Below are 22,672 nucleotides of genomic sequence, written 5' to 3' on the forward strand. Positions count from 1 at the left end.
TTGCGGCCGCTCTGCGTCTTTTCGCGGGGAAATAGCTCCCAGAGGGTGCGCCTTGCAAGGTTCGAACCGTCACGCGGCCAAAAATAACAATCCCCGTCGCTCCGGCCGGCCTTACACTTGGCTCATCCCCGCCTCTCGAAGAGGGCGAACCGGTCGTTCCGTTTGCGGGCGGGGGTGCGAAGGCCTCCAAGTGCCGGCGTCACGAGCCGGCACCAGGAGGCGGCCGAGTCTGAGGCGCCGGTCCGGTACACGCCGGGCAGCGGCGGCGTCCGGCGTTTGCGCCGGGCGTGGGCTTCGTCGTGGGGTGGCCGCAAGCAACGGGAACACCCAAGGTCCCTCGGAAGGAAGCCGTCAAACCTTCGCGCGCGGGGCGCCGGCCGCCATCATGGGCGGTTCGGGCAACTCCCCTCTCCTCCTCTCCGCCGGCGCGCCGCCCGTGCGCCTGGCGAGCCGAGCGCCCCGCGCGCCTCTTCCGCCATGCCATCGCCCGGGGCCCGCGCCGCCCGTCGCGCTGCCATGCCCGCATTTTTCTGGCCATCGCCGGCCGGCGCGTCCGCCTTGTCTTCGCCCGATGGAGCAGGTAGCGACGGGTCATCGGACAGCGGGTGGGATGGCGCGAAGCGTGACGAGGCGGCGGGACATGGCGGACGAGGCGGCCAAAGGCGCAACTGCGGGCGGATGGCGACGCGATCCGCTGATGCTGGTCGCGGTCTATCTCCTCGCCTGTTCGGCGCTGTTCCTGGCCGTCCCGGCGCTCGATATCAGGTTCGCCGGCCTCTTCCATGCGCCGGACGGCTTCCCGGCGGCCAATATCGCTCTGCTCGGCCAGCTCCGCCGCCTTGGCGACCAGTTGGTGATCCTCGTGCTGGTGGTGCTCGCGGCGAGCCTCCTCGGCAAGCTCGTCTGGCCGTTACGGCCGATCGCCATCCGCCCGCGTTCGACCGTGTTCCTGCTGGCGAGCCTGGCGCTCGGTCCCGGCCTCGTGGTCAACGCGCTGTTCAAGACGTTTTCGGGCCGGCCGCGCCCCTATCAGACCGATCTCTTCGGCGGCGCCTGGACCTTCGAGCCGGCCTGGCATTTTGGCGGCGCCTGCGTCTCGAACTGCTCGTTCATCTCGGGCGAGGCCTCGACGGCGATCTGGCTGCTGGCGCCGGTGCTGTTGCTGCCGCGCGAATTGCGTCTGCCGGTCGGTATCCCGGTCGCGCTCACCGGCCTCGCGCTGTCGCTGAACCGCATCGCCTTCGGCGGCCATTATCTGTCGGATGTGATGCTGTCCTGGGGCGTGACGCTCGCCATCGTCCTGGTGCTGCATCGCCTCATCGTTGTGAGCCCGCTGGGGCCGCGCATCGATGCGACGGTCGAAGGCGCGCTCGCCCGCGCCGGGCAGAGGCTGCGCGGGATCGGCGCTCCGAAGTGAGCTGCGGTTGCCGGCCGGAAGCGCGCATATTATAAGCCGGCCAGCCTGAAACCTCCGAAAGCGGCCCGCTCCATGTCCGACATCAAGAAGATCGTGCTCTCCTATTCCGGCGGGCTCGACACCTCGATCATCCTCAAATGGCTGCAGCAGCAATACCAAGCCGAAATCGTCACCTTCACGGCGGATCTCGGCCAGGGCGAGGAGCTCGAGCCGGCCCGCAAGAAGGCCGAGATGATGGGCGTCAAGCAGATCTATATCGACGATCTGCGCGAGGAATTCGTGCGCGACTTCGTGTTCCCGATGTTCCGCGCCAACACGCTGTATGAGGGCACTTATCTGCTCGGCACCTCGATCGCGCGGCCGCTCATCGCCAAGCGCCTCGTCGAGATCGCGCATGAGACGGGCGCCGACGCCGTCGCCCATGGCGCGACCGGCAAGGGCAATGATCAGGTTCGCTTCGAGCTTGCGGTCGCCGCGCTCGATCCGAAGCTGCAGGTGATCGCCCCCTGGCGCATCTGGGATTTCAAGTCGCGCACCGATCTCATCGACTTCGCCGAGAAGAACCAGATCCCGGTCGCCAAGGACAAGCGCGGCGAGGCGCCGTTCTCGGTCGATGCCAACCTGCTGCACTCGTCCTCGGAAGGAAAGGTGCTGGAGGACCCAGCCGTCGAGCCGCCGCCTTATGTCTATATGCGTACCATCGCGCCCGAGGACGCGCCCGACATTGCCACCTATGTCGAGATCGGCTTCGAGAAGGGCGATCCCGTATCGATCGACGGCGTGCATCTCTCGCCCGCAGCGCTCCTGACCAAGCTCAACGACCTCGGCCGCGACAATGGCATCGGCCGGCTCGACCTCGTCGAGAATCGCTATGTCGGCATGAAGTCGCGCGGCGTCTACGAGACGCCGGGCGGCACGATCCTGATCGCCGCCCACCGCGCCATCGAGAGCCTGACGCTCGACCGCGAGGCGGCGCATCTTAAGGATTCGATCATGCCCCGCTATGCGGAGCTGATCTATTATGGCTTCTGGTTCGCGCCGGAAAGGTTGATGCTGCAGGCGCTCATCGACACGAGCCAGACGCATGTCGAGGGGACGGTCCGTCTCAAGCTCTACAAGGGCAATGTCATCGTCGTCGGCCGCTCCTCGCCGAAGTCGCTCTATTCGGACGCCCTCGTCACCTTCGAGGACGATCGTGGCGCCTACGACCAGAAGGACGCGGCCGGCTTCATCAGGCTGAATGCGCTGCGCCTGCGCACGCTCGCCGCGCGCGACCACAAGCGCGACTGATCCTTCGCCGGCGCGTCATCGCTTGGTCACGCGCCGGCCAACCCCCTGTCACCGCGAGGCGGCATGCTGGAAGCATTCCAATCAAAAGGGAATGCGCCATGGGCATCCGCCTCACTGAAAACCGCCTGTCCCGACGGGCCTTCCTTCGATCCACGACGGCCACCGGGCTGCTTGCGCTCGGCGGCGGCCTGGTGCTGCCCGGCATCAGCCGCGCCGCCGATCGTCCGGTCGCCACGCATGGCGTCCAGTCCGGTGATGTCGCGGCCGATCGCGCCGTGCTCTGGTCGCGGACGGACCGTCCGGCGCGTGCCGTCTTCGAATGGTCAACGACCGAGAGTTTCGCCAACCCCACCCGGTTGCCGACGCTGACAGCGCTGCCCGAAAACGACTATGCCGTGAAGATCCTCGCCGAGGGACTGCCATCGGATCAGGAGATCTTCTATCGCGTGCTGTTCGCAGATCTCGCCGACCCGAACGTCGTCGCCGAGCCGGTCACCGGCCATCTCCGCACCGCCCCGGCCGGCCTCCGCGACGTCTCGTTCGTCTGGTCCGGCGACACGGTCGGCCAAGGCTGGGGCATCAATCCTGATGCTGGCGGCATGAAGGGTTACGCGACCATGCTGAAGCATGATCCGGACTTCTTCATCCATTCCGGTGACAACATCTATGCCGACGGCGTCATCAAGGCAGAGGTCGACCTGCCCGACGGCACCAAGTGGAAGAACGTCACGACACCCGAGAAATCGAAGGTCGCCGAGACGCTCGACGAATTCCGCGGCCAGTACCGCTATAACTTCATGGACGAGAACGTCCGCGCCATGTACGCGGCCGTTCCGGTGTTCACCCAGTGGGACGACCACGAGGTCACCAACAACTGGTCGGACTCGAAGGTGCTCGGCGACGCCTACACCGAGAAGAACATCCATGTGCTGGCCGCACGCGCCGCAAAGGCATTCCATGAATGGATGCCGATCGCCACGACGCTGGCCGAGCCACAGCGTGTCTATCGCAAGATTCCCTATGGGCCTTTGCTCGACGTCTTCATGCTGGACATGCGCACCTATCGCGGCCCCAACGGCGACAATCTGGAGCCTGTCGAGGGCGGCGTTGCCGCCTTCCTAGGCGCCGAGCAGCTCGCCTGGCTGAAGCGCGAACTGCTGGCATCCAAGGCGACATGGAAGGTCATCGCCGCCGACATGCCGCTGTCGATCGTCGTCTGGGACAACTTCAAGGACCAGAAGGGTTTCGAGGCCGTTTCCAATAACAATGCCGGCAAGCCGCTCGGCCGCGAGCTTGAATTCGCCGACCTGCTGCGCTTCATCAAGGCGGCCGGCATCCGCAATACGGTCTGGCTGACCGCGGACGTGCATTACACGGCTGCCCACTACTACAATCCCGACAAGGCGGCGTTCCAGGACTTCGAGCCGTTCTGGGAATTCGTCTCGGGCCCGATCCATGCCGGCACCTTCGGCCCCAACGATCTCGACATGACCTTCGGGCCCGAGCTGAAATTCGTGAAGGCGCCGCCTGAGGGCCAGCAGAACCTGCCGCCTTCGGCCGGCCTGCAGTTCTTCGGCCATGTGAAGATCGATGCGCAGAGCCGCGTGATGACCGTGACGCTGATGGACACGGCCGACACCGCGCTCTGGTCGGTCGACCTCGAGCCGAAGCGCGCCTGAACCATCACCAAAAGATAGACCACGGTGGCTGCCGGAGAGATCCGGCGGCCACTCGTCGTTCGCTTGGCGCAACGCGGTTGCTAAACCTGCGTAAGAAAGTTAGGTTAGCGCAGATTGGCTCAAACCCGCGCCATAAAGCTCTATGCTCCTGGCGGCGGACAGACAAATGGACGGCTTTTGATGCGTGTGGATCTGGCGAGGCGTGCAATTCGCACCGACAAGAAGGCGTCGGAGGTCAGGACCATTTTGCGCCATGCCGGCCTGCGCCCGACGCGCCAGCGTCTGGCACTTGCCGAGATCCTTTTCGGCGAGGGACATCGGCATATTTCGGCCGAAGGGCTGCATGAGGAAGCGATGGGCCACCGCGTGCCCGTGTCGCTCGCCACCGTCTACAACACGCTGCACCAGTTCACGGAGGCTGGCCTGCTGCGCGAGGTCGCGGTCGATGGGTCCAAGACCTATTTCGATACCAACACCGACGACCACCATCACTTCTTCATCGAAGGGGAGAACCGGATCGTCGACATCCCCTCCTCTGGTCTGCGCGTCGAAGAGCTTCCTGATCCGCTTGCCGGCATGGAGATCTCGCGTGTCGATATCATTGTCCGCCTGCGCAGCAAGGAAAGCTGAGCGGGGGTCTTCTGGACAACCTCGTCGGTTACCGATGGGGCGACATCGCTGGCGCCATTTTCGTTTTTACGGGCGCTAATCGCGAGCAGGGCTTGATCAACCGGCCAGGATCATCCGGTTTTGAAGCGGTAGATCGTCTCGCCATCGGCGTCGATCCGCTCCACGTCGCGGGCACCGACCTCTGCGATCATCTTCGGCCAGAATCGTTGCGCGGGCTCGTTTCGAGATATGATTCCGAGTTCCCATTGGCCGGAATGCATCAGGAAGATCTTCGCCGCGGCATCACGCCCGATGCCGGACCGCCGCGCGTGTGGCGCGATGTAGAACTCCGCCATCGCGAGATCGGTCCCTTTGCCGGATGGCGACCAGGCATTGATCAACGCAAAGCCACAGATATCCCGGTCCTGCTGCAAGAGATAAGGCCAGCGGCGCTCCTGCGGGTCCCAATAGGCGTCGAAAAAGGGATAGGCGATATCGACCTCGCCCCATTGGGAAAGTTCGGACAGGCAGTTTTCGAGAAGCCTGCGCATCATCGGCCTATCGTCGGCATTTGCTCGAATGATCTGCAGCCGCATCTCTTGGGACCTGTTGGCGGCCGGTCGCCTGGGCACCTGCGACCTGCCCTACCTCAGGCGGGGCAGAACCCGGACGCGGCAGGAGTCTAGGTCGTTTGGATACCTGGAAGCGACGGAATTAACCCGTTGCTGATCACCACGTCGGAGCGACCCGCTAATTGATCGTCTCGTCCGGATAGACGCCCCAGAGCCGATCCTGGCGGATCCAGCCCCTGAAGCGCGGATCGGCAAGCTGGCACCAACCGGCCTCGCACTCGTTGACCTTCGCGACGACCTTAGGCTGCAGATAGGCAGTGATGTCGCCTGTATCCTCAGGCTCGGCCCGAATCGGTAACGGATCGCCCTGCTGCCAGGGCGCCACGACCGCCGTGCGCTTCATGCCGAGCAGGCTGTGGAAGACCCAACCCTCGGTACCATCCGAATCGCGGATGCGGCGCCAGTTGTCGAACTCCTGGATCACCTCGACCGGCAGGCCTGACCGTGTAAACACCCAGGCGATGCGATAGTCGTTGCCCGGGCCGACGCGCACATTGACGCGGCCTGCCTTCAGCGACACGAAGCGGGGCAAAGGCAATCCGCTCGGGCCTAGCTTCGGCGCCGCTCCGGCCGCGCCCTGCGCATGAGCATCCCGACCGCCGGACAGCGGCAAAATGACGAGGGCCATGACCAGCAACGCCGCGGATGCGCCCTTCCAGAAGGCACGCCGGCCCGCTGCTGCGATATTTCCGAGGTTGCGATGATTCATGTCGATGCCCGTTCCGCGCTCGCCGGGGCGTTCTTTCCGCTGGCCGGCCGTGCGGCGGACTTGTCGTCCGGTCGCGTCGGGTAGAAGCTTCTGCGGAAGATGCGCCGTGCCCGGCTGTCAGAACCAAATGTGATGGGTCCGTAGTTAACGGGCCCTCAACGGGAAGGACGAGCGATGAAGAAGAGGCCGCATGTTGTCGTGACGCGCCGCCTGCCGGACGCGGTTGAGACGCGCATGCGCGAATTGTTCGACACCGAGCTCAATATCGACGATATGCCGATGTCGGTCGAGGCGCTCTCGGCGGCGGTACAGCGCGCCGATGTACTCGTCGCAACCGTGACAGACCGGATCGACGCGGCGCTGATCGCGACAGCGGGGCCGCAACTGCGCCTGATCGCGAGCTTCTCGAACGGCTTCGACCATATCGACGTCGAAGCTGCCCTGAAGCGCGGCATCACGGTGACGAACACGCCGGGCGTCCTCACCGAAGATACGGCCGATATGACGATGGCCTTGATTCTTGCGGTACCACGCCGGCTCGTCGAAGGCGCGCGCGTGCTGAGCCTCGAGCACGACTGGACGGGCTGGACCCCGACCTGGATGCTCGGTCGGCGCGTCACCGGCAAGCGGCTCGGCATCGTCGGCATGGGACGGATCGGTCAGGCGGTGGCGCGGCGCGCCAAGGCCTTCGGCGTCGCGATCCATTACCACAACCGCCACCGCGTCGCGCAGGCGACCGAGGATGCCCTCGAGGCGACCTATTGGGACAGCCTCGACCAGATGCTGGCCCGGATGGACATCATCTCCATCAATTGCCCGCGCACGCCCGGCACCTATCACCTGCTGTCGGAGCGCCGGCTAAAGCTGATGCGGCCCGAAGCCTATCTGGTCAATACGGCGCGCGGCGAGATCGTCGACGAGGCGGCGCTGATTCGCCTCATCGCCGGGGGATCGATCGCCGGTGCCGGCCTCGATGTCTACGAGCATGAGCCGATGGTGAACCCGAAGCTCATCCGCCTCGCTGAGGCCGGCAAGGTGGTCCTGTTGCCGCATATGGGGTCCGCGACGATCGAGGGCCGCCTTGAGATGGGCGAGAAGGTGCTGATCAACATCCGCGCCTTCTTCGATGGCCACAAGCCTCCGGACCGCGTCCTGCCCTCGATGCTGTGATCGGGATGGGCAGACCCGAGGCTCCTCAAACGAACAGCCTCACGCTCGTGACTGGCTGAAGCAGCCATGAAACAGTTTCAGCGGGAGACGATTCTGTCGCGAGACCTGCAGCACACATCACGTCCAGCCGCCGTCGACGACGAAGCTCTGCGCCGTACAGTGGCGGCTGTCTTCGGCGGCCAGGAACAGCGCCATGCGGGCGATGTCGTCCGGCACCATCTTCTCTGGCAGGCATTGGCGCTCGGCGATCCGCTTCTCGCCCGCATCGTCGAGCCAGAGCTTGATCTGTCGCTCTGTCATTACCCAGCCGGGAATGAGGCAGTTGACGCGGATCATGTCAGGGCCGAACTCGCGCGCCAGCGCCCGCGTCATTCCGTGAATGGCGCCCTTGGCGGCGACATAGGCGACGCATTCGGCTGCGGCCATCGCCACGACAATCGAGCCGAGATTGATGATCGAGCCGCCGCCAGCCCTCGCCATGCCAGCCCGTACCGCCTGCGCCGCGAAGAAGTGCGGGCGCAGGTTGATTGCCATCCGATCGTCCCAATAGGCCTGATCGACCGCCTCAACCTTGTGGCGATCGTCATTGGCGGCGTTGTTGACGAGAATGTCGACATGTCCCGCCTCTACCTCGAAGCTGGCAATCGTGGCCTGCAGCGCCGGGATGTCGCGCACGTCGCACCGGCGATAGTGAACCGGTAGCGGGAGGGTCTCGATCAGTGCTTGCGCCGCTCCGTCATCGATGTCGATGAAACCGACACGTGCGCCCTGGTGGGCGAAATGGGCCACCATCGCGGCGCCAATCCCCGTAGCGCCTCCAGTGATAAAAGCCGACTTGCCGCGCAGGCTCGGATAGTGAGCATAGGACGACATGATATCGTGATTCCGATCTCGTTTCATTTAACGATATATGCGAGGTATCATTGCTGGACATGGAGATGCAAGCATGACGAGAGAACCGCCGCGGCGACGGGCAACCATCAAGGACGTAGCCAAGGCGGCCGGCGTCTCGGCCATGACTGTCTCCAACGTATTGAACGGGCGGCTGCAATTCGTTAGTCCGGCGACCAAGAAGCGCGTCGAGCGCGAGATCGAGCGCCTCGGCTATCGACGCCAGGCCAATGCGCGCAGCCTGCGCGTTGCCGAGCAGCGGTCGATCGGCATGGTGATCGTCGACGAATCGCCCGCTTTTCTCGCCGATTTCTTCACCTGCCAGGTGGTCGCAGGCCTCGCCAATGTGCTGAATAGTGCCGACTTCACGCTCACGGTTCAGGGCATGCGCGGCGACCAGCTCTCGTCGTCAATGATCATGCGGAATTTCGAGGTGGCCGGCTTCTGCGCAATGATTGCAGGCCCAGATATGGAACGGCATCAGTCGATCCAGAAGCTTGTCGAACTCGACCAGCCGCTTGTGGTCTTTCAGGAGCCCTTCGAGAGCGCCGGCGGTGATCTCTGTATTGTGCGGCAGGATGATCGCGGCGGCGGACAGCTGATCGGGGATCATCTTCTGGCCCGCCGCGTGACGGATTTCCTCGCGATCATACCGGCGCAGGTTTGGCCGGCAATCGAGATGCGGCTTGCTGGCTTGCGGGAAAGCCTCGCTGCCAATGGAGGCGTAGCGCGGCTCACCGTCATCACCTCCAAAAGCGAGAGCTTCGCTGATGTGCAGGAAGTAGTAGCGCAGCATCTGGCCACGCACCCTTTGCCCGGCGCGATCGTCGGCGCCAACGACCCGATTGCCACGGCGGCCATGCTCTATCTGTTCGACCACGACGTCCGCGTTCCCGAGGACGTGCGCATCGTCGGCTTCAACGGCTTCGAGGCACATCGCTATGCGCGGCCGCGGCTGACGACGGTCGATTCCGCAGCCTATGCACTCGGCGAACGAGCAGGCAAGGCCATGCTGGAGCGGCTTGAAAGCGGCCGATTCGAGAGCGCCGAATATGTCCTTCCCGTGCATTTCGATGCCGGCGCGACCACCTGAAAATCGGCCGCGCGGAAGGGCTTGCCGACTTTTCGATTTAACGTTACATGTCATCTCCATTCGAGGAGCTCCCGCATGTCCGATACGTCTGAAGCCAAGCCCGCCAACGCGCAGTCCCGCCGGAGCGCCGAGTGGTTTGCGCGGGCCGGCAAATATGGCTTCATCCCGCGCAGCTGGATGAAGAGCCAGGGCTTCTCGCCCGAGATGTTCGACGGGCGTCCGGTGATCGGCATCTGCAACACCTGGTCGGAACTCACCAACTGCAACCGACATCTGCGTGACCTCGCCGAGCATGTGAAACGCGGCGTGTTGATGGCCGGCGGGTTCCCGCTCGAATTCCCGGTGACGAGCCTTGGCGAACCGCTGATGCGGCCGACGACGATGATGTTCCGCAATCTCGTCGCGATGGATGTCGAGGAGACGATCCGTGCCAATCCGATCGACGGCGTCGTGCTGCTCGCCGGCTGCGACAAGACAACACCGGCGCTGCTGATGGGTGCGGCGAGTTGCGACGTGCCTTCGATCCTCGTCTCCGGCGGTCCGATGCTGAACGGACGCTATCGCGGCCGCGAGCTTGGCTCGGGCACCGACGTCTTCAAGCTCGACGAGGACTATCGCACGGGCAAGATCTCGAAGGCAGATGTCGAGGCCGCCGAGGCGGCGATGAGCCGATCCGCCGGTTCGTGCATGACGATGGGCACTGCGTCGACCATGGCGTTGCTGACCGAGGCGATGGGCATCGGCCTGCCGATGAATGGCACGATCCCTGCGCCGGACAGCCGCCGCGCCGTGCTTGCCGAGCAGGCGGGCAAGCGTGCGGTCCAACTGGTACTGCAGGACATCCGCATCTCCGCGATCCTCACCCGGGCCGCGTTCGAAAACGCCGTGAAAGTCGCGGGCGCGATCGGCGGCTCGACCAATGCGGTGGTGCACCTTCTTGCACTGGCCGGGCGGCTCGGTGTGCCGTTCACGCTCAATGACTGGGACGTGCTCGGTCGCGACGTGCCTTGCCTCGTCGACCTGAAGCCGTCGGGCCGCTTCCTGATGGAGGAATTCTTCGATGCCGGCGGTCTGCCGGTCGTCATGCGCCGGATCTCCGACAGGCTGAACCTCGACGCACCGGCGATCGAGGGCGGCACGATCGGCGAGCGGGTCGCAGAGGCGGAAAGCTGGAACGACGAGGTGATCCGCACGGTGGACAATCCGCTGACTCCGCGGGGCGGCCTCGTTGTACTGCGCGGCAATCTCGCGCCCGACGGCGCCATCCTGAAGCCATCGGCGGCTTCGCCGACGCTGATGCAGCATCGCGGCAAGGCTATCGTGTTCAAGGATGCGGACGACTTCCGGGCCCGGATCGACGATCCCGATCTCGATGTCGATGCGGACAGCGTGCTTGTGCTGCAGAATGCCGGGCCCGTCGGCTATCCCGGGATGCCCGAGGTCGGCAGCATGGCGCTGCCGAAGAAGCTGCTGGCGCAAGGCGTCACCGACATGGTCCGCGTCTCAGATGCGCGCATGAGCGGCACGGCCTTCGGCACGGTCGTCCTGCATGTGGCGCCGGAGGCAGCGCTCGGCGGTCCGCTCGCGCTGGTGCGCACAGGAGACATCATCATCCTCGACACCGAGGCGCGTCGAATCGACGTCGATCTCTCGGCCGATGAGTTCGAGCGGCGGCGCCAGGCTTTTGTACCGCCAAAGCCGGCCTATGACCGCGGCTACGGCAAACTCTTTCTCGATCACGTGCAGCAGGCCGACAAGGGCGTCGATTTCGACTTCCTCGTCGGCGGCAGCGGCACGCCCCCCTCCAAGGTTTCCTTCTGAAGCGAGGCGAAATGTCTGCGAATACAAGCTTCCGGCCGTATCAGAATGCTCCGCTGCCTGCTGGCTGGGAGCAGCTCTATTCGGCGGTCCTTTCCGATGCGCTCGATGCGGTCGGCGTCACCAACCAGGCGTTCCCGCCCTCGATCCGGCCGCTCGACGAGCAGCTCAAGATGTGCGGTCGCGCGCGCACAGGCATCTATATGGAAGTCGCCTATGTCGAGGAGGGGGTGAACCCCTATGAGCTCGAAATCGCGGTCGTCGATGATCTGAAGCCCGGTGATGTCGCAGTCTTCGCCTGCGGCGGATCCTCCCGCATCGCGCCCTGGGGCAGCCTGCTCTCGACCGCAACGACGGTTCGCGGCGCGGCGGGCTGCATCACCGATGGCTTCGTCCGCGATATCCTCGAAATCCGGCGGCTGAAGCTGCCGGTATTCCATGCCGGCATAGCGCCGCTTGATTCCAAAGGGCGCGGTCAGATCCAGGCTGTCGATGTGCCGGTGATCTGCGCTGGCGTCCGCGTCGCCCCCGGCGATCTCGTCTTCGGTGATGCCGACGGCGCAGTGGTTGTTCCGCAGGCGGTCGAGGCGGATGTTCTCAATATCGCCTTCGAGAAGATCCGCGGCGAAGACCATTCCATGGATGAGCTCCGCGCCGGCGGCTATCTCCGCGACGTCTACGCGAAATACGGGGTGCTCTGATGGCGCATGCCGACAAGGGTCCTCCCAACAATCCGATCGCCGCATTCTTCAAGATCGAAGGCACGCCGATTGCCTTCGTGTTCCTGTTGCTGGTGCTGCTGTTCATGTTGACGGCGCCGCGGGCCTTCATGGGCTTCCGCGTCTATATGAGCTTCATGGCCAATGTGCCGCCGCCGATGATCATCGCGCTGGGGCTCACTCTGGTTGTCGTAGCTGGCGAGATGGACCTGTCCTTCCCGTCCGTCGTCGCCTTCGCCAGCTATGTGTTCTGCGCGCTCTACCAGAACTATGACATGACCTGGCTGGCCCTGCTGGCGGCGCTCGCCACCGGCACGGTGATGGGGTTCGTCAACGGCCTCGTCGTGACCAAGCTCGGCATTCCCTCGCTGATCGCGACCTTGGCGATGCTGTTCCTCTGGGGCGGGCTCGTCACGGTGGTCTCGAATGGCGCCTCGCTGGCGATTCCCGATATTGAGGGCGAGCTGATCCACAGCGTCTTCGCCGGCCGCATCGGCGTCTTCCCCGTGCAGTTCCTGTGGGCGCTCGGCGTCGCCGTCCTGATCTGGATGGTGCTGAACCGGCACCGTTTCGGCGAGAGCCTTCTCTTCATCGGCGACAATCTCAAGGTCGCCAAGGTGGTCGGCATCGCGATCGACCGCGAGAAGATCAAGCTGTTCACGCTGATGGGTCTGCTCTCGGCCTTTGCCGGCGTACTGCTGACAATGGAGACGACAACTTATTTCTCCCAGGCCGGCATGGGCTATCTGCTCACGGTCGTCGCGGCGGTGTTCATCGGCGGCACCTCGATCTTCGGCGGCGCTGGCAAGGTGGTCGGCACGGTGTTTGGCTCGCTGATCGTCGCCATCATCGAGGCAGGGCTTGTTGCAAGCGGGGTCGCAGGCTTTTGGACGCGATTCTTCATCGGCCTCGTCTTCATCGTCTCAGTCACCATGAATGCGGCAATCGAGGATCCGGACAAGGTCCCGTTGCTGAAGGATCTCCGCTCGCGCGCGAGAAGATAAATCCACTTCCAAGGAAAAAAAGGGGAACACCATGCGACATCTGATGAAGGGACTAGCCGGCCTTGCTCTTTCGGCGATGCTGGCAGCGCCGGTCGCGGCAATGGCCGCCGAGGCAGTCGATTCCGGCATGACCATCTATTTCCAGATGGGCGGCAATCCCGGCGACACGGCAACGCTCGCCCGGGAGCTCGGCGCCCGCGACGCGGCCCGGGTTCTGAAGGTCAATCTGATCGAGCAGCATGCCGGCTGGGATCCTCAGAAGATGCTGGTCCAGGCGAGCGAGGCGATCGCCGCGCAGCCCGACGCGATGGTGGTGATGGGCCATCCCGGCACCGACGCCATGAAGTCGGTGCTCGAGAAGGCCAAGGCCGACGGCATTGTCGTCGTGGTCAACAACAACGAACTGCCCGGCACCAGCCTCAGCTATTTCGGCCTCGACAATCACGGCGCCGGCCGCAACCTCGCCAATCTCACCATCGACAATGGTAAGCTGAAGTCCGGCAACAAGGTGCTGGTCTATGGCGCCTTCATCGAAGGCGCGCCGGGCGCGGACGTCGCCAAAGGCACCACCGAGGTGCTGAAGGAAAAGGGCATCGACTTCACCACGTTGCAGTGGTCGAACGAGGCTGTGCAGGATCCGGCGCTGTCCGTTCCCGTCCTCGTCGCTTATCTCGAGGCCAATCCCGACACCAAGGCGATCATCGTCCCCGGACATGGCGGCATCACCGCCGTGCTCGACAAGGTGCTGAAGCAGGCCGGCAAGAAGCCAGGCGAGGTCGTGACCTCAGGTTTCGACATCTCCTCGGGGGCGATCCAGGGCGTGCGCGACGGCTACATCACCGTCGTGCTTGACCAGCAGCCCTATCTCCAGGGCTTCATGCCCGTCGTCGCAGCCGTGCTGCAGAAGAAGTACGGCCTCGCCGGCCTGCAGCTCAACACCGGCGGCGGCTATCTGACCAAGGACAATGTCGACGCGCTCGCAGCGCTCGTGAAGGACGGCATCCGCTAAGGCTTTCGGGCGGCGCGGCCTCGCCGCGTCGCCCGATCCTCCGCCCGCTTACTGAAGCCAGGAACTGGATCGCGTTTCATGACCTCAACCCCGATCGTCCGCCTTGAGCATGTCGGCAAGAAATATGGCAAGGTCGTCAGCCTCAAGGACGTGACGCTTGAGATCGGCGCCAACGAGATCGTCGGGCTGATCGGTGACAATGGCGCCGGCAAATCGACGCTGATCAAGGTCCTGACAGGCGTCGAGCCGCCGACGAGCGGCACGCTTTATGTCCGCGGCCTGAAGATCGACGCTTCGTCCTACACGGTGAAGGAAGCGCACAAGCTGCGCATCGAGACCGTTTACCAGGACTCCTCTCTCGGGGAGAAGCAACCGCTCTGGCGCAATTTCTTTGTTGGCCGGCCGATCACCAACCGGTTCGGCTTCATCGACGTCAAGGCCGAGAAAAAGGTCGCCGAGCATATCATGCGCTCGACCATCGGCTTTCGCGGCGTCGGCATCGATGTCGATACGCCGGTCAGTCGTCTCTCGGGCGGCGAGCGGCAGGGCGTCGCCATCGGCCGCGCGATGCATTTCGACAGCGACCTGATCGTCCTCGACGAGCCGACCGTGGCGCTGGCTCTGAAAGAGGTTCAGAAGGTTCTCGACTTCATCCGTTCGATCAAGTCCGGTGGACGCTCCTGCATCTATATCGAGCACAATATCCACCATGTGCACGAAGTCTGCGACCGGCTGGTGGTGCTGGATCGCGGCGAGATCGCGCTCGACGCGCCGACCTCCAGCATGACCTATCTCGAACTCACTAATTTTCTGATGTCGCTGCATGGCCGCCGTCCCGCGGCTGCCGCGCACTGATCGGAGGACACGTCGCCATGACCACGCGCGCTTTTTGCGATTGCCACGTCAACATCTGGAGCGAGGAGCATGTTCTGCCGCTCTATGCGGAGCAACTCGCCCGCGTCCGCGCCGGCGAGATGGCGCCCAAGGCTGATGCCGACACGCTTTATGCAGAGATGGCACATGTCGAGAAAGCCATCGTCTTCGCGCTGCGCTATGGCGACAGCGTCGGTATCGAGAGCAATGACGAGACGACGGCCGCGGCTGTCGGGAAATATCCCGACAAGTTCGTCGGCTTCGCTTATGTCGATCCGCGGCGTGCCGACTGCATGGACATGCTCGTCCACGCCATCGAGGACCTGAAGCTTAAAGGCGTGAAGTTCGGGCCAATCTATAACGGCGTCGCGCTTTCAGATCCGCGGCTCGTGCCGGTCTATGAATATCTGCAGAAGCATAACATCCCGCTGACCATGCATATGGGCACGACCTTCGCCCGCAATGCGCCGATTGACATGGGACGGGCCATCCATGTCGAGCCTATAGCTCAGAAATACAAGGACCTCGTGATGGTGATGGCTCATATGGGCCACCCTTGGTACGAGGAATGCATCGTCGTCTCGCGCAAACAGCCGAATGTCTATTGCGAGGTCTCTGCGCTGAGCTACCGCCCCTGGCAGTACTACAATATCCTGATCTGCGCCCAGGAATACCGCATCGTCGACAAGATCTTCTTTGGGACCGATTTCCCATTTGCCCGTGTCGATGAATCCGTCGATGGCCTTCTCGGCATCAACGACCAGCTCGAAGGCACGAAGCTGCCGCGGGTCAGCCGGGAGACAATGGACCGAATCCTGCAGTCGGATCCCTTCGCTCACTGGTGGCATGGCGACAACCCGCTCGCCCGGTGAAGCCGGCGCGGCCATGCGCTGTGGCCCTTTCTCGCTGCTCTAGTTTCCATCGTGCCGCCTCTCATGGCACCCACAAGCGCGCTTGACAGACTCCATAGGGATCGCTTAGCTCAACTGGCCTTCTGGTCCGACCAGTCAAAGTGTTGCGATGCCACTGCAGCGAAAGTCCGGTGATACTGCGCATCTGACGGAGCTCCCGACCCTTCGGGAAGCGATCGTCAAGCGCCCTATTACGAATGTGATCGCCGACAAGCTTGCCGGGCTCATCGCGTCGGGCATCCTGCAGGTCGGCGACCCGCTGCCAAGCGAGCGGGAATTGTCGGTCGCGCTCAATGTCAGCCGCGACGCGGTGCGCGGCGGCATCCAGATCCTGGCGGCCCAGGGCATTCTCGAAATATCGCAGGGCGCACGAACACGCGTTCGCCGCAGCGACGTCGGGCCCGTGACGGTCGGCTTCGCCACAGCGCGCGCCGTTGACGCCTATAATCTCGATTCCGTTCATGCAGCGCGCCTGCTGGTCGAGCGGCAGGTCGTTGCCGACGCGGCGATCGGCATCGACGCCCGCAGGATCGCGCAGTTGGAGGCACTCCTTGCCTCGCAGAAGAACGCGCTTGACGATCCGGTCCGATTTCTGATCAGCGACCGCGAGTTCCACGTCGCGATCTACCAGGCATCGCCGAACCGGCTTCTCGCCGATTTCAGCACCGATCTCTACGCCTACATGATGGAGTACCGCCGCGAGGCCGTCGGCCGGCCCGGCGCCATCGCAACGAGCTATGCCGATCACGTCGCTATCGTGGAGGCTCTCAAGGCGCGCGACCCCGTCGCTGCCGCCGAGGCCTTTGCCGTCCATACCGGTCGGATCTACGCGACGACCCAACTCCTCATGCAGGGAGAATCCGGACCGTCCGCTTGAGGAAGCGCCGGCCCGTCAACGCACGAACAAACCTCGGCCAACATTGGCTGAACCAACGGGAGGAATTTTATGGAACGCAGGTCATTTCTGAAGCTCGCAGGCGGCACGACACTGGCCCTCGGCACCGGTCTCGCCGGGCTTCGCACCGCAGCGGCTGCTGGCAAGGACATCGTCTATCTGACGCCCGGCCTCGACCTGCCCTTCTGGCGTTATCTGTCGAAGGGCGTCGAGTCGGCTGCGACCAAGGGCGGCTTCGGCTTCCAGGCACTCGATTCTCACAACAGCGCCCAGACTCAGCTCCAGAACGCGCAGGATTCGATCGCCCGCGGCGTCGCCGGCATCGTGATTTCGCCGACCGATTCATCGACGGCGCCGAGCGTGCTCCAGCTTGCCAAGCGCGCCAATATCCCCGTCGTGATCGCCGATATCGGCACGAATTCGGGCGACTTCGTCTCGTTCATCTCGTCCGACAACTATCGCGGCGCGCATGATGTCGGTGTGGCGCTCGCAGCGGCACTGAAGAAGAAGGGCTGGCAAGACGGCTCGGTCGGCATCGTGGCCATCTCGCAGGCCCGCAAGAACGGCCAGGCCCGCACCAAGGGCTTCCTCGATGGCCTTAAGGAAGGCGGCTTCACCGGCAAGGACGCCGGCATGCAGCAGATGCAGAGCTACACCGCCGACGAGACCTTCAAGTTCACGCAGGATCTGCTGACCGCCAACCCGGACATGCGCGGCCTGTTCGTTCAGACCGACCAGCCGGCCATCGGCGCGCTGCGGGCCATCAAGGCCGCACGCCGCAACGGCGAAGTCCTCGTCGCCGCGTTCGACGGCATCCCGGAATTCGTCGACCTGCTGAAGTCGGGCGAACTCGTCGTGTCCGGAATGCAGCAGCCCTTCCTCATGGGCGTCCGCTCTGGTGAGGCCATGGTCGAATCCATCGGCGGTAAGACCCCCGCCAAGGAGATCACCGTCCCGATCCTCGCCATCACCAGCGAGAACATCGAGAAGGAACTGCCGGTCGTGAAGGAAACGGTCTTCGCCAACGAAGTCTGAGCCAATAGGCGCCGCAGTCTCGGACTGCGGCGCCGACCCTTGTTTCGTTCAGGCCGACTTTTGGGGAATGCGCCTTGTCTCTCGCCGCTCTCGACCGTTCACCCGAAACGGTGGTCGCGCCGCTGCTTGTGATGCGCGGCATCACCAAGACATTCGACCGGACGCGCGCCCTGCAGGGCGCCGATTTCGAACTGCGCGAAGGTGAGATCCACGGCCTGCTCGGTGCCAATGGCGCGGGAAAGTCGACCCTATCCAAGGTCATTTCAGGTCATCACGCCTTCGACGAAGGCGAGATGGTCTATCGCGGCCGTGAGATCCGGCTGCGCGGTACCCGAGACGCGCTCAATATCGGCATCGCCATCGTCATGCAGGAGACGAGCCTCGTCCCCGATCTGACTGTCCTCGAGAACATCTTCCTGCCCGAACTCGGCCGACCCGGCCGCCTCAACTATGGAGCACTGCGCCAACGCGGCGAGGAGATCCTGGAATCGCTCGGCCAGCAGGATAGCCTTCCCTTCGACTGGGAGGTCCGCCGGCTTTCATCGGCGCAGAAGCAGTTGGTCGAAATCGCCAAGGCGCTCGGCGTGCGGGCGAAGCTGGTGATCTTCGACGAACCGACAGCCTCGCTGAGCCCTGGCGAGGTGGAGCGACTGTTCGACGTGATGGCGCGCCTGCGCGACTCCGGCCATGGCCTCGTCTTCGTGTCGCACCGCCTCGAAGAGGTATTCGCAATCACCGATCGCGTCACGGTCCTGCGTGAAGGTCGAACGGTGATGAATGCCCGTCCGACGGCCGACCTCTCTCAGGCGGAGCTGATCCGCGCCATGGTCGGTTCCGAGCTTGGAGCGATCTATGCCCGCAACGAGGAAACACCGGAAATCGGCGGTGCCATAGCGCTTGAAGTCAGGCATATCAGCGCCCTGCCCGTCGTCCGCGACGTGTCCTTTTCGGTCCGCAAGGGCGAGATTCTCGGCCTGGGCGGCCTTGTCGGCGCTGGCCGCTCGGAAACGGCCGAGGCGATCTTCGGTCTCCGCCCGCGGACCGGCGGCGAGGTGCTGCTCGGCGGCAAGCCGCTCAAGGGCAACAGCCCGAAGACCGCGATCCGCGCTGGTCTCGGCTTCGTTGCCGAGGATCGGCGGACCCAGAACATCGTGCCGGACCTGTCGGTAAAGGAAAACCTGCTGATCGCCCATCTCGGCGCGCATCGCGGCTTCTTCTGCGGCTATGGCGCACGCACGAAGCGAGTTGATGAACTGCTGGCAAAGCTCGGCCTCCCCGGTGATCGCCTGCTCGATGCCTCGATGCTGAATTTCTCCGGCGGCATGCAGCAGAAGATCATCATCGCCCGCTGGCTGCTGCTGGAGCCGAGTGTGCTCATCCTCGACGAGCCGACCAAAGGCGTCGATATCGGCACGCGCGCGAGCATCTACGCCATGCTGCGCGACATTGCCGCCGAAGGCGTCGCCGTGGTCGTCATCTCCTCGGATTTCGAGGAACTGCTTGGTCTGTCGGATCGTGTGGTTGTGGTGAGCGACGGCCGCTCGATCGCCGACCTGCCCAGCGCGATGCTGGACGAGGAGAAGCTCACGCTCCTGGCCGCGCCCCGTACCTCGATGGCGCGCAACACCGCGCTGCTCAATGACCTGACGCGCGAGCATGGCGGCGCCGGATTCTGGGCGTTGATCGAGAATGACAGCCTGATCTGTCTGAACGCCGTGGTGAACGACCCGGCACTCGATCCGGGCTTTCGCGCCGGCGAGGCGCGGCGGCTGTCGGAGACCCGCCTCCCGACCGCACTGGCGCGGCGGGAAGGCACCTTCGTCGCCGAAGCCAGCGGCGGGCGGACGACGCTCGTCGTGCCGATGACCAGCCCGCGTGGCCACGATCTCGGCTGGGTCGGCATCACCCTACGGGAGGGCGGCACCCTGCCCGCGCCCGAAGCCATCAAAACCCGCATCGACACCATGGCGGCAACGCTATGACCAAGGAACGATCCTCCATGGCCACCACCATCGCCGCTGACCCAGCGACCCGACCGCCCTTCGTCAAGAAGCTGGCGCGACGGCTGGAAGTCCGCATGATCCTGCTGGCGATCGCCATTGCTGCCTGCCTCTCGGTCCTCTCGCCTTATTTCCTGACGCATTCCAACATCTTCAACATGCTCGACCAATCGGTGGTGATCGGCATCATCGCGGTCGGCATGACCTTCGTCATCCTGACCGGGGGTATCGATCTTTCCGTCGGGTCGGTCGCCGGATTGACCGGCATCATCCTGGGCCTCGCCGTGCAACACATGCCGGTCGCGCCGGCCATTGCCGTTGCCGTTGCGGCCGGCGCCTTCATCGGCCTGCTGTCCGGCCTTCTGATCAACGTCTTCGGCCTCGCAGCCTTTGTGGTGACGCTCGGCGTCATGGCGATCGCGCGCAGCCTCGCCTACATCTTCTCCGGCCAGACGGCGATTTCGAACATTCCGGAATCGATGCAGGACATCGTTTACACCAGCGTTCTCGGCATACCTTCCAACGTCCTGTTCCTGCTGGTTCTCTATGCTTTGGCATGGGCCTATCTCACCTATACCAAGGGCGGCAGAACCATCTACGCGGTCGGCTCGAACAAGGAAGCGGCGCGCGCCGCCGGCCTCAACACGCTGTTCTACTCCGTCGTCCCCTACGTGCTCGCGAGCGCGCTCTCCGCTGTCGCCGTCACCTTCTCTATCGCCCAGTTGCTCTCGGCCGATCCGCTGATGGGCAACGCGCTCGAACTCGACGCCATCGCTGCCGTCGTGATCGGCGGTGCCAGTCTCTACGGCGGCCGTGGCTCGATGATTGGCACGCTGATCGGCGTCTTCATCATGGTGATGATCCGCAACGGCTTGAACCTCATGGGCGTCTCGCCGTTCTGGCAGGGCACCGCGATCGGCACGATCATCATCGTTGCGCTCCTCGCCGAGCGGCTCGTCAGTTCGCGAGTGAACCGATGACAGGCGCGCCGTCTCTCGCCATCCGCCTGTTCGGCACCGAAGAGCCGGTCGTCGCGCCTCGCATCCTCGTTGCGGGGGCGCTCTCCGCGGAACTCGACACCGGCAACCTCCGCCATATCCGCTTTGGCGGCGTCGAGATCATCCGCGCCATCTCGTTCATTGTCCGTGACCGCAATTGGGGCACCTACAATCCGGTCATCGAGAACCTTCGGGTCGACGAGCGGCCGGATGGCTTTACGGTCACCTATGAGGCGCGGGCCAGCGACGATCGCCAGGCCTTCCGCTACACGGCCCGGATCGAGGCCGATGCAGCCGGCCGCCTCGACTTCTCGGCAACCGGAATCGCCGAGACCGATTTCCTGACCAACCGCACCGGCTTCGTCGTGCTGCATCCGATCGTCGGCGTTTCCGGCCGTCCCGTCGCGATCGAGCATGTAGACGGCACCGTCGAGCATGGTCATTTCCCGGAGGTCATCGATCCCGTCCAGCCGATGATGGCGCTCCGCGCGCTTACCCATGAGGCGGCGCCGGGCCTTGTCGTCACCTGCCAGATGGAAGGCGACACCTACGAGATGGAGGACCAGCGCAACTGGACCGACGCCTCGTACAAGACCTATGTCCGTCCTCTTGCCCTGCCCTGGCCCTATACGGTGGCCAAGGATGACCGGCTGGAGCAAGCAATCCGGCTGACCGTCGCGGGCGGAGCGCCAGCGCGCGCATCGGGCGCGGCCTCAACGCGGATCCTATTCGGCTCTCCCGGCCGCTCCGTTCCGCGGCTGGGGCTTGGCCTCGATCCGAGCGAGACCGCCAACACGCTGGCCAATGCCGGCCTGCTTCGCTCGGTCGGCGCCTCCGTCTTGGTCGGCTATTACGACCCGCAAAAGGGCCACGACCGCACCACGCTGGAAGGGATCGCCGCCGCTGCGCGCGCGATCGGTGCCGAGGCGTGGCTTGAGGCGGTCATCGTCTCGGTCGATGATTTCGCGGAGGAAGTGGCGGCGCTCGGCCGTACCGTCGCAGCGCTGGGCTCACCTTTCTCGACCGTGCTGGTATCGCCAGCACCCGACCTCAAATGCACGCTGCCGGGCAGCATCTGGCCACCGGCTCCTCCGCCACGCGCCTTGTTCGAAGCGGCGCGGATGGCCTTTCCGGGCTCCCGGCTCGGCGGCGGCATGTTCAGCCTCTTTACCGAGATGAACCGCAAGCGGCCGCCGGTCGATCTCCTCGACCTCGTCTCATTCACCACCACCGCCACGCTGCATGCCGGCGACGACCAGTCGATCGTCGAGGGACTTGAGTCGCTGCCCGCCATAGCGCTTTCGGCCGCCACAATCGCCGGGGACCGGCCTTTCGCGGTCGGACCGAGCGCAATCGGCATGCGCATGAACCCCTATGGCGAAGCGCCGTTCGCCAATCCGAACAACATCCGGCAGGCGATGAACTTCAACGATCCGCGCCACCGTGGCCTGCTCGGCGCTGCATGGGCGCTCGGCTTCTTCGCCCGCTTCGCGGCGGGAGGCGCGGAGACCGTGACGCTCGGCGGCACGACGGGCGCCTTCGGACTCATCTCCGTGGCAAGCGACTGGCCAAAGCCATGGTTCGATACGGTCGGCGGGGTCTTTCCGATGTTTCATGTCCTCTCGGGCCTCGCCCGGCTTTCAGGCCGGCCGATGCGCCCGGTTGAGGCGTCGACCTCAATCGAGGCGATCGCCGCCGAGACAGATACCGGCACCGAACTCTGGCTCGCCAACCGGACGGGCACGCCGCAGCATGTGACGCTGCCAGGCGTTCCCCGCGATGCCTTCGTGCTCGACGCGGAGAGCTTCGTCGCGGCCGGCACCGATCCCGCCGCACTTGACCGTCTCACGCGATCCTTCACCCAAGGCGAAACCACGCTCGCGCCCTATGCGGTCGCCCGCTTTCGCTTCTCCTGAGTCA

20 protein-coding genes are annotated in these 22,672 nt (G+C 64.4%); 17 read left to right on the forward strand and 3 right to left on the reverse strand.

Annotated features, from left to right (window positions below):
* Positions 1-640 precede the first annotated feature (640 nt).
* From BUB39_RS18390 to irrA, 4 genes are all read left to right on the forward strand, one after another.
* Positions 641-1,417 carry a phosphatase PAP2 family protein gene (locus BUB39_RS18390; protein WP_073056359.1) on the forward strand — a complete coding sequence of 259 codons (777 nt, stop codon included), beginning with the start codon at positions 641-643 and terminating at the stop codon, positions 1,415-1,417.
* A gap of 72 nt (positions 1,418-1,489) precedes the next feature.
* Positions 1,490-2,707: an argininosuccinate synthase gene (locus tag BUB39_RS18395; RefSeq protein ID WP_073056361.1), complete on the forward strand. Its 1,218-nt coding sequence runs from the start codon at positions 1,490-1,492 to the stop codon at positions 2,705-2,707.
* Positions 2,708-2,805: 98 nt separating this feature from the next.
* A complete protein-coding gene (locus BUB39_RS18400) occupies positions 2,806-4,386 on the forward strand; it encodes an alkaline phosphatase D family protein (protein ID WP_073056363.1) in 1,581 nt (526 codons plus the stop codon).
* A gap of 180 nt (positions 4,387-4,566) precedes the next feature.
* Positions 4,567-5,016, forward strand: a complete 450-nt coding sequence (irrA, locus tag BUB39_RS18405; protein WP_073056365.1) for an iron response transcriptional regulator IrrA — start codon at positions 4,567-4,569, stop codon at positions 5,014-5,016.
* A gap of 110 nt (positions 5,017-5,126) precedes the next feature.
* On the opposite strand, the gene BUB39_RS18410 is transcribed toward irrA, so the two are convergent.
* Positions 5,127-5,549: a GNAT family N-acetyltransferase gene (locus BUB39_RS18410; RefSeq protein ID WP_084527629.1), complete on the reverse strand. Its 423-nt coding sequence runs from the start codon at positions 5,547-5,549 to the stop codon at positions 5,127-5,129.
* A gap of 196 nt (positions 5,550-5,745) precedes the next feature.
* Positions 5,746-6,255 (reverse strand): SH3 domain-containing protein, encoded by a 510-nt coding sequence (locus BUB39_RS18415; protein ID WP_073056897.1) that lies wholly within the window; start codon positions 6,253-6,255, stop codon positions 5,746-5,748.
* 255 nt (positions 6,256-6,510) lie between these two features.
* On the opposite strand from BUB39_RS18415, the gene BUB39_RS18420 reads away from it, so the two are divergent.
* Entirely contained in the window at positions 6,511-7,506 is a 996-nt protein-coding gene (locus BUB39_RS18420; protein WP_073056369.1) for a 2-hydroxyacid dehydrogenase, read from the forward strand.
* A 117-nt stretch (positions 7,507-7,623) separates the two neighbouring features.
* Here the strand turns inward: BUB39_RS18420 and BUB39_RS18425 are convergent, their stop codons facing one another.
* Entirely contained in the window at positions 7,624-8,379 is a 756-nt protein-coding gene (locus BUB39_RS18425; RefSeq protein WP_073056371.1) for an SDR family NAD(P)-dependent oxidoreductase, read from the reverse strand.
* Positions 8,380-8,452: 73 nt separating this feature from the next.
* Here BUB39_RS18425 and BUB39_RS18430 point away from each other — a divergent pair, with 73 nt between their 5' ends.
* From BUB39_RS18430 to BUB39_RS18485, 12 genes are all read left to right on the forward strand, one after another.
* Complete coding sequence (locus BUB39_RS18430; RefSeq protein ID WP_073056373.1) at positions 8,453-9,490, forward strand: LacI family DNA-binding transcriptional regulator; 1,038 nt, start codon at positions 8,453-8,455, stop codon at positions 9,488-9,490.
* A 75-nt stretch (positions 9,491-9,565) separates the two neighbouring features.
* A complete protein-coding gene (locus tag BUB39_RS18435) occupies positions 9,566-11,311 on the forward strand; it encodes an IlvD/Edd family dehydratase (protein ID WP_073056375.1) in 1,746 nt (581 codons plus the stop codon).
* 11 nt (positions 11,312-11,322) lie between these two features.
* Positions 11,323-12,009, forward strand: a complete 687-nt coding sequence (locus tag BUB39_RS18440; RefSeq protein WP_084527636.1) for an RraA family protein — start codon at positions 11,323-11,325, stop codon at positions 12,007-12,009.
* Entirely contained in the window at positions 12,009-13,031 is a 1,023-nt protein-coding gene (locus BUB39_RS18445) for an ABC transporter permease (RefSeq protein ID WP_073056377.1), read from the forward strand. Before BUB39_RS18440 ends, BUB39_RS18445 begins: the two co-directional genes overlap by 1 nt.
* A gap of 31 nt (positions 13,032-13,062) precedes the next feature.
* Entirely contained in the window at positions 13,063-14,040 is a 978-nt protein-coding gene (locus BUB39_RS18450; RefSeq protein ID WP_073056379.1) for a substrate-binding domain-containing protein, read from the forward strand.
* Between the two features lie 78 nt (positions 14,041-14,118).
* Positions 14,119-14,895 (forward strand): ATP-binding cassette domain-containing protein, encoded by a 777-nt coding sequence (locus tag BUB39_RS18455; protein ID WP_073056381.1) that lies wholly within the window; start codon positions 14,119-14,121, stop codon positions 14,893-14,895.
* 17 nt (positions 14,896-14,912) lie between these two features.
* Positions 14,913-15,785 carry an amidohydrolase family protein gene (locus BUB39_RS18460; protein WP_073056383.1) on the forward strand — a complete coding sequence of 291 codons (873 nt, stop codon included), beginning with the start codon at positions 14,913-14,915 and terminating at the stop codon, positions 15,783-15,785.
* A 148-nt stretch (positions 15,786-15,933) separates the two neighbouring features.
* Positions 15,934-16,701, forward strand: a complete 768-nt coding sequence (locus tag BUB39_RS18465) for a FadR/GntR family transcriptional regulator (RefSeq protein WP_073056385.1) — start codon at positions 15,934-15,936, stop codon at positions 16,699-16,701.
* Positions 16,702-16,770: 69 nt separating this feature from the next.
* The gene (locus BUB39_RS18470) at positions 16,771-17,754 is read left to right on the forward strand and encodes a substrate-binding domain-containing protein (RefSeq protein WP_073056387.1); all 984 of its coding nucleotides are present in this window, start codon (positions 16,771-16,773) and stop codon (positions 17,752-17,754) included.
* 74 nt (positions 17,755-17,828) lie between these two features.
* The gene (locus BUB39_RS18475; protein WP_244540301.1) at positions 17,829-19,736 is read left to right on the forward strand and encodes a sugar ABC transporter ATP-binding protein; all 1,908 of its coding nucleotides are present in this window, start codon (positions 17,829-17,831) and stop codon (positions 19,734-19,736) included.
* Positions 19,737-19,753: 17 nt separating this feature from the next.
* A complete protein-coding gene (locus BUB39_RS18480) occupies positions 19,754-20,734 on the forward strand; it encodes an ABC transporter permease (protein WP_073056390.1) in 981 nt (326 codons plus the stop codon).
* On the forward strand, positions 20,731-22,668 hold the full coding sequence (locus BUB39_RS18485; RefSeq protein ID WP_073056392.1) for a D-apionate lactonase family protein: 1,938 nt from the start codon (positions 20,731-20,733) through the stop codon (positions 22,666-22,668). Before BUB39_RS18480 ends, BUB39_RS18485 begins: the two co-directional genes overlap by 4 nt.
* The last annotated feature ends 4 nt before the right edge of the window (positions 22,669-22,672 follow it).

The sequence above is a fragment of the Kaistia soli DSM 19436 genome, assembly GCF_900129325.1.
Taxonomy (GTDB): domain Bacteria; phylum Pseudomonadota; class Alphaproteobacteria; order Rhizobiales; family Kaistiaceae; genus Kaistia; species Kaistia soli.